13 protein-coding genes are annotated in these 13,844 nt (G+C 55.8%); 11 read left to right on the forward strand and 2 right to left on the reverse strand.

Annotation, left to right across the window (positions count from 1 at the left end; translation table 11 throughout):
• Position 1 precedes the first annotated feature (1 nt).
• From ACR0AA_RS14520 to ACR0AA_RS14540, 5 genes are all read left to right on the forward strand, one after another.
• Complete coding sequence (locus ACR0AA_RS14520; RefSeq protein WP_480664715.1) at positions 2–796, forward strand: enoyl-CoA hydratase/isomerase family protein; 795 nt, start codon at positions 2–4, stop codon at positions 794–796.
• Positions 797–799: 3 nt separating this feature from the next.
• A complete protein-coding gene (locus tag ACR0AA_RS14525; RefSeq protein WP_480664714.1) occupies positions 800–2,773 on the forward strand; it encodes an acetyl/propionyl/methylcrotonyl-CoA carboxylase subunit alpha in 1,974 nt (657 codons plus the stop codon).
• On the forward strand, positions 2,774–3,154 hold the full coding sequence (locus ACR0AA_RS14530; protein WP_480664713.1) for a hypothetical protein: 381 nt from the start codon (positions 2,774–2,776) through the stop codon (positions 3,152–3,154).
• Positions 3,155–3,157: 3 nt separating this feature from the next.
• Entirely contained in the window at positions 3,158–3,961 is an 804-nt protein-coding gene (locus ACR0AA_RS14535; protein WP_480664712.1) for a TIGR03084 family metal-binding protein, read from the forward strand.
• 67 nt (positions 3,962–4,028) lie between these two features.
• Entirely contained in the window at positions 4,029–5,078 is a 1,050-nt protein-coding gene (locus ACR0AA_RS14540) for an AI-2E family transporter (RefSeq protein ID WP_480664711.1), read from the forward strand.
• An 84-nt stretch (positions 5,079–5,162) separates the two neighbouring features.
• On the opposite strand, the gene ACR0AA_RS14545 is transcribed toward ACR0AA_RS14540, so the two are convergent.
• Positions 5,163–6,068, reverse strand: coding sequence for a LysR family transcriptional regulator (locus tag ACR0AA_RS14545; RefSeq protein ID WP_480756336.1), 906 nt, complete (start codon positions 6,066–6,068; stop codon positions 5,163–5,165).
• 114 nt (positions 6,069–6,182) lie between these two features.
• Between ACR0AA_RS14545 and ACR0AA_RS14550 the strand changes: the two genes are divergently transcribed.
• The 4 genes from ACR0AA_RS14550 to ACR0AA_RS14565 all read left to right on the forward strand — a co-directional run bounded on the left by ACR0AA_RS14550 (position 6,183) and on the right by ACR0AA_RS14565 (position 9,661).
• Positions 6,183–6,959: a CmcJ/NvfI family oxidoreductase gene (locus ACR0AA_RS14550; protein WP_480756313.1), complete on the forward strand. Its 777-nt coding sequence runs from the start codon at positions 6,183–6,185 to the stop codon at positions 6,957–6,959.
• Positions 6,960–6,971: 12 nt separating this feature from the next.
• Positions 6,972–7,937, forward strand: coding sequence for an LLM class oxidoreductase (locus tag ACR0AA_RS14555; protein ID WP_480756314.1), 966 nt, complete (start codon positions 6,972–6,974; stop codon positions 7,935–7,937).
• A gap of 12 nt (positions 7,938–7,949) precedes the next feature.
• Positions 7,950–8,738, forward strand: a complete 789-nt coding sequence (locus ACR0AA_RS14560; RefSeq protein WP_480756315.1) for an SDR family NAD(P)-dependent oxidoreductase — start codon at positions 7,950–7,952, stop codon at positions 8,736–8,738.
• 74 nt (positions 8,739–8,812) lie between these two features.
• Entirely contained in the window at positions 8,813–9,661 is an 849-nt protein-coding gene (locus tag ACR0AA_RS14565; RefSeq protein WP_480756316.1) for an enoyl-CoA hydratase/isomerase family protein, read from the forward strand.
• 116 nt (positions 9,662–9,777) lie between these two features.
• Here the strand turns inward: ACR0AA_RS14565 and ACR0AA_RS14570 are convergent, their stop codons facing one another.
• Entirely contained in the window at positions 9,778–10,641 is an 864-nt protein-coding gene (locus tag ACR0AA_RS14570) for an MBL fold metallo-hydrolase (RefSeq protein WP_480756317.1), read from the reverse strand.
• 131 nt (positions 10,642–10,772) lie between these two features.
• Here ACR0AA_RS14570 and ACR0AA_RS14575 point away from each other — a divergent pair, with 131 nt between their 5' ends.
• Positions 10,773–11,675, forward strand: a complete 903-nt coding sequence (locus tag ACR0AA_RS14575) for a LysR family transcriptional regulator (RefSeq protein WP_480664705.1) — start codon at positions 10,773–10,775, stop codon at positions 11,673–11,675.
• A 384-nt stretch (positions 11,676–12,059) separates the two neighbouring features.
• On the forward strand, positions 12,060–13,769 hold the full coding sequence (gene aspT, locus ACR0AA_RS14580; protein WP_480756318.1) for an aspartate-alanine antiporter: 1,710 nt from the start codon (positions 12,060–12,062) through the stop codon (positions 13,767–13,769).
• Positions 13,770–13,844 lie beyond the last annotated feature (75 nt).

Here is a 13,844-nt window from a genome sequence, read left to right on the forward strand (position 1 = left end):
CATGCTGCCAAACTCTCCTCACCTCGATCTCGAACAGGACAGCAGGTGGTTGACGGTCTGGTTCAACGATCCAGACCGGCGAAACCCCTTGACCACCGAGCGGGTTGAGGCGCTGATTGAACTGTGTGCTGCCCTGCAAACTGCGCCTGTTCAGGGCGTAACAATTCGCGGTCGCGGGGGCATTTTTTGCGCCGGCGGCGATTTGAAGGCCTTTAGGGCCAGTTTCGAGGGCGACCTTTCACGCGAGGACATCATCCGCCAAAGCCTACGGGCGGCCGATCTTTTCGACGCTGTGGCCGCGTTACCGCAATTCACAGTTATGGCCGTCGAAGGTGCTGCAATGGCAGGTGGATTTGGGTTGGCTTGTACCGGGGATTTGGTCATCGCCGCTGATGATACTCATTTCAGCCTATCCGAGGCACGCATTGGCCTTACCCCTGCTCAGATCGCACCCTTCGTGGTCGCCCGGATCGGTATGCCTGCCGCACGGCGATTGATGTTAACCGGCGCCACGATTGATGCCCACGAGGCGGAGCGACTTGGTTTGGTGGATCAGGTTGTGGCAGGTGAAGACATGGGCGAAGCGCTGGGTGAAACTCAGGACATGGTTCAGGCGGCGGCTCCACAAGCCATGGCGGCGATAAAAAGACAATTGGTCGAGATGCCATTCCAGTCACGAGATCAACAGCGGAAGGTGGCGGCTGAAAGCTTTGCGGAGCGAATGCTTTCAGATGAGGCGCACGAGGGGATCTCAGCCTTCTTTGAAAAACGAAAACCCAAATGGGCAGGGGGTTGAGCAATGGCATTCGATACACTTCTGGTCGCCAATCGCGGGGAAATCGCCGTGCGCATCCTTCGAACGGCCCAATCGCTGGGGCTTCGAACGGTTGCCGTTTACACGACTGCAGACGCAAATGCGCCGCATGTGAGCCTGGCGGACGAGGCGGTCTGGGTAGGTGAGGGACCGGTTCGTGACAGCTATTTGAACGGGGACAGGATCATAGCCGCCGCCCAGAAAACCGGGGCAGGGGCGATCCATCCGGGATATGGGTTCCTTTCCGAGAACGCGGAGTTTGCCGCAGCGGTTGAGGATGCGGGCCTGACATTCGTCGGGCCTGATGCCGAAGCGATCCGTTTAATGGGTGACAAATCTGATGCCAAACGCCTGATGATCTGCGCAGGCGTGCCTTGCGTTCCGGGGTATGAGGGTGACGATCAATCCGAAACTGCTTTGATCAAGGCCGCAGAAAAAATCGGCTTTCCCATCATGGTTAAGGCGGCGGCGGGCGGAGGCGGGCGTGGTATGCGTCTGGTACCGGACGCGGGCTCCTTGCCCGAGGCAATCGCGCTGGCTCGATCCGAGGCAGAGAACGCGTTTGGCTCTGGTGCGCTGATCCTTGAAAAAGCGATCACCGAGGCCCGCCACGTCGAACTGCAGATCTTTGCGGACACGCATGGCAATGTGGTCCATCTCGGTGAGAGGGACTGTTCAGTCCAGCGTCGCTACCAGAAAGTTGTCGAGGAGGCGCCGAGCCCCGGAATAACGTCTGAGCTGCGCGCGAAGATGGGGGCTGTCGCAATCGACGCTGCCCGTGCCGTCAACTATCGCGGGGCAGGAACGGTCGAGTTTCTGTTGGAACCGTCAGGGGCCTTCTACTTCCTTGAAATGAATACCCGCCTTCAGGTTGAACATCCGGTAACGGAAATGGTCACGGGCCTTGATCTTGTGGCGTTGCAGATTGCTGTCGCACAGGGCGAAACGCTGTCGATTACACAAGAGGAAATAACCCTGAACGGCCATGCCATCGAGGTGCGCCTTTATGCCGAGGACCCGTCGAACGGATACTTGCCTGCAACCGGTCCCGTTGATGTCTGGAAACCGGCGACCGGCCCCGGAGTGCGCGTTGATGCGGGTATTCAGCCCGGGCAGGAGGTGTCTCCGTTCTACGACCCCATGCTCGCCAAGATCATTGCGCATGGTCCTACCCGCGATACCGCAAGGGCACGGCTGATCAAGGCGGTTAAGGAAACTGTATTGCTGGGCACGATGACCAACTCGGCCTTTCTGACTGACGTGTTGGGTCAAGATGCCTTTATCCAAGGCGATGCAACGACCACATTTCTCGACCGGGCATATCCTGATGGGTTTCCCGCATATCAGGTCACGGGGCGTGACGCCGCATTGGCACTGGCTTTGATGCTCGACGCCGATCAAGCGCGGGCCAAGGCTGCGGCTGGGTATGTGTCGTCCGATCAACTCGGTTGGTCCAGCGCAGCCCTTTTGCCGTCCAGTGCAACGCTGGCCTATGGCGAGGCGGAGATACACGCGCGTGCCCAGGCGCGACCGGATGGGTGGGCCGTCTGGATTGAGGACGCCAAATTCGACATCACTTTCGTCAGCAACGCCAATGGGAATGTTCGCGCCCGTATCAACGATCAGACTGTGGATGCTATGACCCGTCTGACACGCGATACTGCACAGATAGCAATCGGTTCCGAGCGATTGGCGTTTCGTCGCCTGCGCCCCGGCGCGCAGGATGAAACAACTGCTGCCGGCGGTCGCGTTACTGCCCCCATGCCTGGCCTTCTGATCGAAGTAGCGGCCGAACTCGGCCAAAACGTCGCCAAAGGCGACCGTCTGGCCGTTCTTGAAGCAATGAAGATGCAGCATCAGATCACAGCACCCGTAACCGGTGTGATCACCGCTGTTCATGTCGGGGAAGGGCAGCAACTGACCTTGGGCGACGTCATGATCGAGATTGAGGAAACGTAGATGAGTTCGGATCTGCGCCGTCAGCTTGGCATCGAGTTTCCACTGTTTGCATTCAGCCATTGCCGCGATGTGCTCGCCCCGGTGTCGCGCGCAGGCAAACACTCCCGACGGCTTAAGTCCGCTTGGACCGAAGCGTGGGAAGCCAATGGGCCAGACCCGTTGGTGATACACTATCTATCGCTGGTGTCCGAGCCAGCATTGCGCAAGGCCGAAAAGCCGGCGCAGTTCATTCATGAAGGAGCTGACGAACTTTCGGCATACTGGGTCGGGCAGGGCGTCGGTTTGATGAACCAGGCAAGCTCAGCCACGGCGGTGGTTTGGGAGTTCAAGCAAGACTATCTGGCCGCTGTAGAACGGCTGAATACAACATTAGAGGACTGAGCGGTGCAACAGGCAACGGATTTTCTGGCAGAAAGCGACGCTTTGCATGCCGTACTGGCGGATGTCACATCCGACAAATGGGAAACTGTAACCCAGTTCAAAGGGTGGACGCTGAACGACGTGCTTATTCATCTGCACTACTGGAACCAGATGGCGGATCTGTCACTTCAGGACCCTGACGCGTTTACGGCCCGGATCGGAGCCTTGTTTGCCAAGGCCAAATCCGAAGGTCTGCGGCCTGCGGAAAACGAGGCGATTTCTCTGCGCGGGAACGAACTTCGCGACGCGTGGAGGGAACTCTATAAGGATATTGGCACCCGTTGGGCTGACTTTGATCCAAAGCATCGCGTGAAATGGGCCGGGCCGGACATGTCCGTGCGCTCATCAATCACGGCCCGCCAGATGGAGACTTGGGCACACGGGCAAGAGGTCTTCGACATACTTGGTCGTGAGCGCGTCGAACAGGATCGGGTCAAAAACATCGTCGTTCTGGGCGTGAACACCTTTGGATGGGCCTATCAGGTAAACGGCAAGCCCATACCCGAGACCATGCCGCGACTGGAACTGACTGCCCCGTCAGGGGCACTGTGGGAATTCGGTGAACCGGGTGACAACCGGATCACGGGCTCGGCCGTGGAATTTGCACAGGTCTCGGCCCAAACCCGTAACATTGCGGATACATCGCTAAATGTGGAAGGACCGGTTGCCAGAGAGTGGATGTCAATCGCGCAGTGTTTTGCCGGTGGTTGCGAAAAACCCCCTGCACCTGGCAGCCGATACCGGGCAGAAGGTGTGGCGGAAAACTGATTAACAGTTGAATATGAAGGTTGGTCCCGGCAGAAAAGAGGTAACAGAACGGACCGAAAACAAAGACATGCTTCAGTTTAATGTAACAAAACTGGCGTCTGGCCTGATCGTTGCTGTCGCCATTGGCTGGCTGCTGGTGCTGGGTAAAAGCATCCTTCTGCCTGTGCTTTTGGGCATAATCGGGATTTATATTCTGGACTCGACTGCTTCAACAATCGGGCGGGTGCCGGGATTGCGCGGGATGCCGCGCCGGGCCCGTCGTTTGCTCGCACTTCTCGTGATTTTTTTGCTTCTGGTTCTGATGGGTGTGCTCATTGAGTCAAATGCGCAAGCCGTGGCTGCCAACATCCCACGCTATCAAACCAACCTGAACGCGCTGATCGAGTCGGTTATGAGCATGTTGGGCGTGAAAAAGCTGCCGGACTGGTCCTCAATCGAGCAAACCCTTTCCGGTAAGTTTGATGTCCTGGGCTTTTTGCAAGGAACACTTTCCACCGTGCAGGGTTTCGGCACGGTTCTGATGATGACGATCCTTTACATCGTTTTCATCCTCACTGACCTGAACGGCATGCCCGTAAAATTGCAAAAGGCGCTTGGCGATGCTGAATCCGCGGACCGGTCGCTGAAAATCGTCGCGCAGATCAATCAGAAAATCGGCAGCTACCTGAGCGCAAAGACTTTGATCAATGTTATTCTGGCGGCGATCTCATTTGCGATCATGCTGCTTTTGGGGATCGAGTTTGCGTTGTTTTGGGCCATATTGATCGGCCTTTTGAACTACATACCCTATTTGGGCTCGATTATGGGTGTTTTGTTCCCCGTGATGTTGAGCCTCGTGCAATTCAGTGGTCTCTGGCACGCTGGCGTGGCCTTCATCGCGCTGATGGCGGCACAGCTTTTTGTCGGCAATTACCTCGAACCCCGGCTGGTTGGAAACTCGGTCAATCTAAGCGGGTTCATGGTTTTGTTTTCGTTGACGATCTGGACCGCTATGTGGGGTCTGGCCGGTACGATCCTCGCAATACCACTGACGGCCGTCGTAATGATCATATTGTCGCAAATCCAATCCACTCGACCGCTGGCTATCCTGATGTCGGAAAACGGCGAGCTTGACTGAACGCGGGCGGCAAGCGCCCGAAGTCGCGCGTTCGTTGAGCCTATGTACGGCTGTCTGTCTTCAATAACGAGATCAACCCCTGATCTAGGTCAGCCATGGCGGTGCCCTTCCGATTTCGGTGAGCAGGAAGTCCATGAACACCCGCACCTTGGGTGAAAGTACGTTGGACTTGGGGTAGATGAGCCATAGCACATTTTCTTCGGCACCTTCGTAATCAGGCAGGACTCGAATAAGTCGCCCCGAGGCCAATTCTTCGTGTACGCTCCACAGCGCGTTTATCGAAATGCCCAGACCGGCTAGCGTCGCGCGCTTCTGACTTAGCCCGTCGTCCAGGATCAGCTGGCTGCGCGCTGCTCCGGGATCGAACGCCAGAGTATCGCCTTTTGCGTTTTTGAGTGGCCGCGGGCCAAGATGGCGAAAAGCGATAAGCTTGTGGTGGTTGAGGTCCGCGGGTGTTTCGGGAAAGCCATATGCATCAAGGTAGGCGGGCGCGGCACACAAGAACCGCGTGTCATCCGCCAGTTTGCGCCCCTTTAGGCTGGTATCCAGCAACGGAGCGTTGCGCAGTGCCAGATCATAGCTGCCTTCGATCAGATCAACCTGAACATCGGAAAGGCGGAGATCCAGCGTAAGATCCGGGTGTTGGTTAAGGAATTTCGGAAGGATTGGCGTGATGTAGAGCTGCGCAAAGGTGCTGGGGGCCGCAAACCGCAAGGTCCCCGTGATATTGGTCTTACCCTTGCCAAGCGCCGCCATGGCTGCGTCCTCTTGGGCAAGGATCTCGCGCGCGAAGGGCAGGAAGTCTTCGCCTTCGACAGATAGGGAAACCTTGCGTGTAGTGCGGTGCAAGAGTTCCGCGCCAATGCTGTGTTCCAGCTTGGCGAGCTTTGCGCTGGACACGGCCGGTCCCATCCCCAACTGCCGCCCGGCGGCGCTGATATTCAGTAACTCTGCGGCCAGAACAAACAGGCGTAACCCGTCAGTGCCCATGCTCATTATCTGCGTTTCCCGAATTTTGAATACTGAAATGCACTGTTTATTCGCAAATATCTATAAGACATATCTGTGATCAACAATAGGCACAGATCGCAGGAGATTGCTGGAATGGCACGCACCGCCACAGTCAATTACCACGTCCACAAGAACGAACGGCAAGCATTTCATCTTGATGCAGGCGGCATCGCTGGGAACCTTGTTTCGCCCGAACTTGAACCCACGCAGGTTGCGCTGAGCGACACGCGTTCAACGTCGGACGCAGTGTGTTTTATGCAGGACGCCGTAGAGTTCGCTACCGCGTCTAGTGCGGTACAGGATTTTGCAGGTGATGCATGGCACGCCACCTATGACCATGAGTTGAAGCAGCTTTTGACAAACAGGCTGGGTGCGCGAGAAGTTTTGATCTTTGACCATACGGTTCGCGTTGATGATCCGGATGCAATTCGTAAACCAGCGCGCAACGTGCATAGCGACTATAGCGAAGAAGGAGCTAAGCAGCGTCTGGTCGATCTGCTAGGGGTCGAAAAGGCGGCGGAGTGGAGCAAGGGGCATTACGCCTTCATCAATGTCTGGCGGCCCATCGCGCAACCGGTCAACAGCGCTCCCCTTGGCTTTGTCCGGCCGTCGAGCATTGATCCTGCAGACTGGATCCTGCTTGACCTGAACTATCCGGATCGGCAGGGCCAAATCATGGGCCTTGTGGGCAACCCGAGCCATGAATGGCTTTACCGGTCCAGGATGACGCCGGAAGAGGTGGCGTTTTTCAATATCTACGACAATCAAGGGCTGCCGTCGATCGCACATAGCGCACTGGATATGGTCGAAGACCCGGAGGTCACAACCATCCGCAAGAGTATCGAAAGCCGCACTTTGGTACGGTACTGAAGGAGAGAGACGATGTTGGACAAGACTGAAGGCAACGCCTTTGCTCAAATCAACACGGCCTACAATAACGTGTTCCGTCCCGGTCGGTTGAGCATTGGTTTGGTGTTGCCGCTCGAGGCGTACGCGGTCGGGGCCGAACCGACGATGCGCGACCATATCGAAATGGCAAAACTGGCCGAGCAACTGGGGTTTTCCGCTCTTTGGCTGCGAGACGTGCCCTTTAACGTCCCGAGTTTTGGTGATGCCGGTCAGATGTTTGACCCATTCGTTTACCTCGGTTCGTTGGGGGCGGTGACGGATCGGATCGCGCTTGGTACGGCCAGCATCATTCTGCCCTTGCGCCATCCGGCCCATGTCGCAAAGGCGGCTGCCACTGCCGATGTCTTGTCCTGCGGGCGTACGATTTTCGGCGTGGCTTCCGGCGACCGACCCGAGGAGTATCCGGCGATGGCTCAAACCTATCCGGATCGTGGCGCACGCTTTCGCGATAGCTTCGACTATATCCGGGCTGTTGGCACGCCATTCCCCCGCCACGAATGCGCACACGGTCAACTGAACGGGCATATCGATATGCTGCCGAAGCCCGCCGGAAAGCGCCTGCCAATGCTGATTACCGGCAGCAGTCAGCAATCCCCAGATTGGGTGGCCCAGAACGGAGACGGGTGGATCACGTACCCGCGCGATGCCGGGTCGCAAGGTCGGGTGATAGCAGACTACCGAGCTCGATTAACTGCTGCGGGGCAGGCCAACAAACCGGTGATGCAGTCGCTATATATCGATCTTCTTGATGACCCGACAGCGCCCGCGCGGCCTATACATCTCGGCTTTCAGTCTGGTGCGGTCTTCCTGCGCCGCTACCTGCAAGAGATCGAGGCGCAGGGAATCAACCACGTAGCACTCAATCTGCGGTTCAATCACGCGCCTGTTGGCGACACGCTCAAACGGCTGGCAGACAATCTGCTGCCCGACTTTGTCTAAAGGACGGATCACATGACCAAGACTATTCTTATCACGGGCTCAACAGACGGGATTGGACTGCTCACTGCCCGGAAACTTGCCGCTGACGGGCACCGCGTTCTGATCCATGGTCGCAGTGCCGCCAAGGTGGAGGCCGCTGCTGCTCAGATCGGCGGTTCGGTCGAAGGGTACATCGCGGACTTGTCCGACATGAAAGCGGTGGAAGGCCTGGCTGATGCGATCCGCAATAAGCACGACAGGCTGGACGTGCTGATCAACAATGCGGGTGTGTTGAAAGCCCCCCAGACCGTGCTGGATAACGGGATGGACATCCGTTTTGTCGTCAACACGCTTGCGCCGTATCTGCTGACCGAGCTGCTTTTGCCGATTATGCCCGAAGACGGTCGCGTGGTGAATCTGTCTTCGGCCGCGCAGGCACCGGTGAAACTGGAGGCCTTGCAGGGAACAACACGCCTTTCGGATATGGACGCGTATGCGCAAAGCAAACTCGCCATCACCATCTGGACCCGCGAGTGGACCAAGGCCTTGCCAAATGGACCTGCGATGATCGCCGTCAATCCCGGTTCGCTGCTGGCATCGAAGATGGTGAAAGAAGGATTTGGCGTCGCAGGTAATGACCTGAGCATCGGCGCCGATATCCTGATCGACGCTGCGCTTGGCTCGCGCTTTGCTGACGCATCCGGCGCATACTTTGACAATGACAGCGGCGCATTCGCACACCCGCACGGCGCTGCGTTGGACGTTACGCATGCGGCGGACGTCATGGATATGATCAAAGCCTTGGTGCGCCAGCACAGTTAACAACGTCCACCCAACCTAACCGGATTAACCCACCCCCTCATCTGTGATGCAGGGGATCAAGAAAGGACTGCCTGATGAAATATGAAAACTTCCATACATTCGATGTTAAAGTCGAAAACGCCATTGCGACGGTGACCTTTGATTTTGGCTCGGTAAACGTGCAGGGGCAGCAGATGTTGGCTGACCTCAACAGTCTTGCCATGCGGTTAGAGCGTGATCGCAACACAAAGGTGGTGATCTTCCAATCTGCCAATCCCGAGGTTTGGGTTTGTCACTACGACACGGAACTGCTCAAGGATATGTCAGTCGAGGCCGTGTCACGCGAAGACGCTCAGTTGCTCGACCTGCAATCGGTCTGCGAACGCGTCAGCAAGGTGCCTCAGGCAACTATTGCCAAACTGGAGGGCTATGCGCGGGGCGGCGGGCACGAGTTGGCGCTGGCCCTTGATATGCGCTTTGCGGCGCGCGGCAAGTACAAGTTCATGCAGATGGAAGTCGGCATGGGTATCCTACCCTGCGGTGGCGGAGCGTCACGCATGGCGCGTCAAACCGGTCTCGGTCGCGCGTTAGAGATCATTCTGAGTGCGCAGGATTATGACGCCGACGATGCAGAGCGATTTGGTACGATCAACAAGGCGCTCGAACCGGATGAAATCGGCCCTTATGTCAGCGCGCTGGCAGAACGCATCGCACAGTTCCCGGCAGAGTCGATCAACGCGTGCAAACAGATGGTTTACGAGTCCATCGATAAACCCATCGATGAAGCCCTCAAAGCCGAAGCTTATTGGCTTTATCAGGCCACAAGCAAAACCCCGGCCATCAAGCGATTTACTATCGCAGATGAACAAGGGTTGCAGCATGACATAGAAAACCAGCGCAACTGGAATGAGTTGGTAATGAAGGTTCAGGAAATCCAAGAGTAAAGCTGCGAGCATGCATAGGGGCTGGCCACCGCCGCAGGGGGCCAGCCTCAATTCCAAACCAATTACCGGTTTGGAATCCTTCAGATCATATGCTGGTTATTTGTGAGGTCCTGCATTCAAGGCCAGGAGCGTTCGCCCGTGATAACCTGCGCGCTGAGTTCCAGGTCACCAACGTTTTTGAAGTCGGGATAGGCTTCTTGCATCGCAGCAACCAGCTCGACCGAGTTTTCCGCCTTTTCCGCAGCGGCTTCGAATGCCGCAACATAATCCTTGGTGAAATCGATGATGCTGGCATCCTCGGCACTTTTGCCAGCGACATGACCCGGGATGATGCGCTCGGGGTTGAGAGCGGTGATCTGATCCAACGTCATACGCCAGCTATCGCGGCTTTGGGGCGTTTGGTTGTCTGCAAGCCAAACATGAACGTATTCATAGAGAACCACGCCGCCAAGAACGGTTTTTTCAGACGGTGCCCAAAGGAATGTGTGCGCAGGATCGTGACCATCCAGGCCGATCACTTGAATGGTTTCACCATCCACAGTCAGGCTGTCTCCTTCCAGCACGTCCGGTACGATCAGCTCTGAAGGCGCATTGGCCTCGAGGATAGGTCCCCAGAAGTCATATTTGAGCTGGATCGTCTTCTCGATTCCCCTCACCGTTTCGGGTGTGGCGACGATTTTGACATCGGGGTAAGCCGTGCGGATCGTGTCCAGCCCGAAATAGAAATCAGGGTCTTTGTGGCTGATGAACACGGTTGTGAGTGGTTTACCAGTGGCCTGGATCATCTCCACCAGTTGTTCGGCATCATCCTTTTCGAACTGAGCGTCGACCAACAGTACTTCATTCGGCCCCTCAATCACGTTCGAAGAAACCGGAAATAGGCTGCCCTCGTTGGGGGTGAAATGGGTGATGTTCAGGTCTGCAGCCAATGCAGCTGTTGAAAGCAACATGGCGGCGGTCGTGGTCAGGATTGACTTCATCTTCATCTCCTTTGTCAGGCGGCAACCTTTCAATGCTGTCGCGGTTACCTGGTGAGCCACAAATAAGGAGTCGATGAAGTCATCTAAATGCGTATTATGAATACTTAGCGTCAATGAAAAGATGACAAAAGATGGCAAAATCAAATCTGAACCGTTTGGAGTACTTTGTCTCCATAGCCGAGGCGGGAACCATTACGGCCGCAGCAGATCGCATGCGTGTGAGCAAGGCGGTTGTCAGCAAGCAATTGCAATTGCTCGAAGAAGAGTTGGGGGCAACTTTGGTCGTCCGGAATTCGCGCCATCTGAACCTGACCGAAATTGGCCAATCGTTCTACTCTGCCGCGCAGGCGTCCGTAGCCCAGGCGGAAGAGGCTTATGCTATGGTACGTCGTGGCAGCGCAGAACCGTCCGGGACGTTGCGCATCACGGCACCACTTGATTTGGGCTCTGAATATGTCGCTCCGGTGGTGGCGAGTTTTCGGAGAGCTTACCCGGCAGTCAAAATAGATCTGACGTTGAGTGACACGCGCATGGACCCCGTCGAAGCCCGATTTGACATAGCCTATCGGGTTGGGTGGTTGGCCGATTCAGCAAACATCGCGCGTAAACTGGCCGGATTTCGGCAAATCGTCGTGGCCTCTGCCAGTTTGGCCAGAGAAATGGGAGAGCTAAAGTCGCCAGCAGAATTGACTGAGATTCCGTTTATCGAGCATCAGGCTTTGTCCAACCCGCTGCGCTGGCGCTTTTCGGCCCCGTCAGGCGAGACCGCAGATATTGAGATGGCGCCTGCCCTGTCCGCCGATGTGACTCCAGCCATCAAAGCCATGACGATTGAGGGGGCCGGTATCTCGATCCTGCCGGATTTCTACGTGCGCAAGGAACTAGCGGATAAATCACTGATCCAGCTTCTGCCAGATTGGTCACTTCCGTCCGGAGGGATCTACTCGGTCTACCCCCCAACTCAGTACAGATCGACCGCCACGCAACGGTTCGCAGAGCTTTTTCACGACTACATGCGGAAAGAACTGGCGTAAAAGGCATCTGCGGGTCGGTCCCGATTTTCAGTTCTGCGCGACAGAACAGCTATCCTTTAGTACATGGCTGGCGGTTGGTACTCCTTCTGCAGATGACGAGGGATCTCTATTTTAAAACTTCCGAGCGAGTAGAGATCAACTACCGAGGGTCAATGTGGAACTTGCCTTGACCAGTTTTCGGCTCGACCATCCACAAAAGGTGTCAGTAGACTTGCTTTAGGATCAAAGATTAGTTCCAAAGAAAGCAATAGATTGACCGAAACCATTGTCGGTGTTTACCTGTTTTCGACCCGGCGCAATAATTTAGATGGGTGAATATCAGCAACGATCTGATTTGCCTCGTCGGTTGAAGATAGTATCGAGCCTACGATTGAGGTTGTATCTATGGAAGTAATTGCGGACCAGCTTCGTTCGTTTCCGATTATGGCGCTTTTTTTGTGCCTGGGCCTTGGATACGGCGTGGGCAAATTCAAAGTTGGCAAATTCGAACTGGGCGGGATTGCAGGAACTCTGATTGTTGCAGTTCTCGTGGGCCAGATAGGCGGTATAAACCTCAGTCCCGATGTTCAGAATGTCTTCTTCTCATTGTTTATTTTTATGGTTGGATACAATGGCGGACCGCAGTTTTTTGCGGCGCTGAACCGTACCGCTCTGACTAAGCTCTTTGCGGCGTTTATGATGACACTCTGGGGCCTTTTCTTCGTCGTTGTCGTTGCCACTTGGGCGGGGCTGGACAAAGGGTTGGCAGCGGGTTTGGCGGCCGGCGGATTAACGCAATCCGCAATTATCGGAACCGCCGGCAATGCAATCGACCTTCTTGGGCTTGCGACGGAAGAGGCAGAAAAACTCAAAACGAATATCGCCGTTGGGTATTCGGTGACTTATATCTTCGGGTCGATCGGCCCGATTTTGGCGGTCAGCGTTATTCCTATTCTGATGCGCTGGGACTTGCGGCAGGAGGCGATCAAACTCGCGCAGAAGCTGAGCGGTGGTGGCCGCACGCTGGATGAAGGCGAGTTTATTCCCATGAGCCGTTTCGAGGCGCGCGCTTATCACATCCAGGACGGGGCAAAGATCGTTGGTCAGTCTGTGAAGGCAATCGAATCCGACTTTGATAGCGATATTTTGGTCGAGCGGATCTTACGCGATGGGGCGCCCTTTGATCCAAAGCCCGATACAGCGCTTGATGCAGGCGACGTGATCGTGGTTTCAGGTCTCATCACCGCTTTGACCCGGTTTGAAGAGGCTGCAGGCGCTGAGGTCGGAGAATATCCACCTGAACTTATCATCGTGGAAGAAAGGCGGAATGTCGTCATTACCAATCATAAGTTGGCTGGTAAAACTCTTGCGGAATTGCGCGCTGCGCTTACCCCGGATCAAAGACGAGGGTTTCACATCACCAAGATCACCCGCATGGGTCACGATGTTCCTGTGCTACGCAATACCGAAATCCACGCTGGGGACGAAGTTAGTATAGTTGGACACAAAAAGGACCTGGATCGCGTCGCAAAGGCTGCCGGCTACGTCCCGCCTTCGGCGTCGGTGACAAATTTCATTGCACTTGGTATCGGGGTCGCTGTTGGTTATCTGATCGGTGAAATCAGCTTTGTAATTGCCGGAACGAAGGTGGCGCTTGGGTCAGGTCTTGGTTGTCTTGTTACGGGCCTTATTATTGGGTACCTGCGCATCCGGCGCCCAAAAATTGGGGGGATCAACCGGGGTGCGGCGAACTTCCTGCAAAGTTTTGGCCTGGCCGTTTTCGTTGGTGTAGTCGGGCTAAATGCCGGTCAGCCTGCGCTGCAGGCAATTCAGGAATACGGGATCACTCTCTTGCTTTTGGGCGTGGTGGTGACGCTGATGCCGATGATCGTTCAGTTTCCGATCAATTTCTTTGTACTGCGCATTCGTAACCCGATCGAAGCCTGCGCGGTCGTGACGGGGTCTCGATCAGGTAATCCGGGGTTCGCGACATTGCTGGAAAAGGCGGGCAATTCGACGCCGACACCGGCGTTTACAATGACCTATGCCGTCGCGAATATCTTTCTGACTTTGTGGGGGCCGCTGGTTGTCGCCTTCGTTCCCTTGAGTTTTTAAATCCGCATAAGACAAGAATTAAAAGGACTTAGTCAAAGAGCACCTCCGCACCTGTCTGGCCGACCAATATATCGG

It is taken from the genome of Ruegeria sp. CE8, from assembly GCF_056537465.1.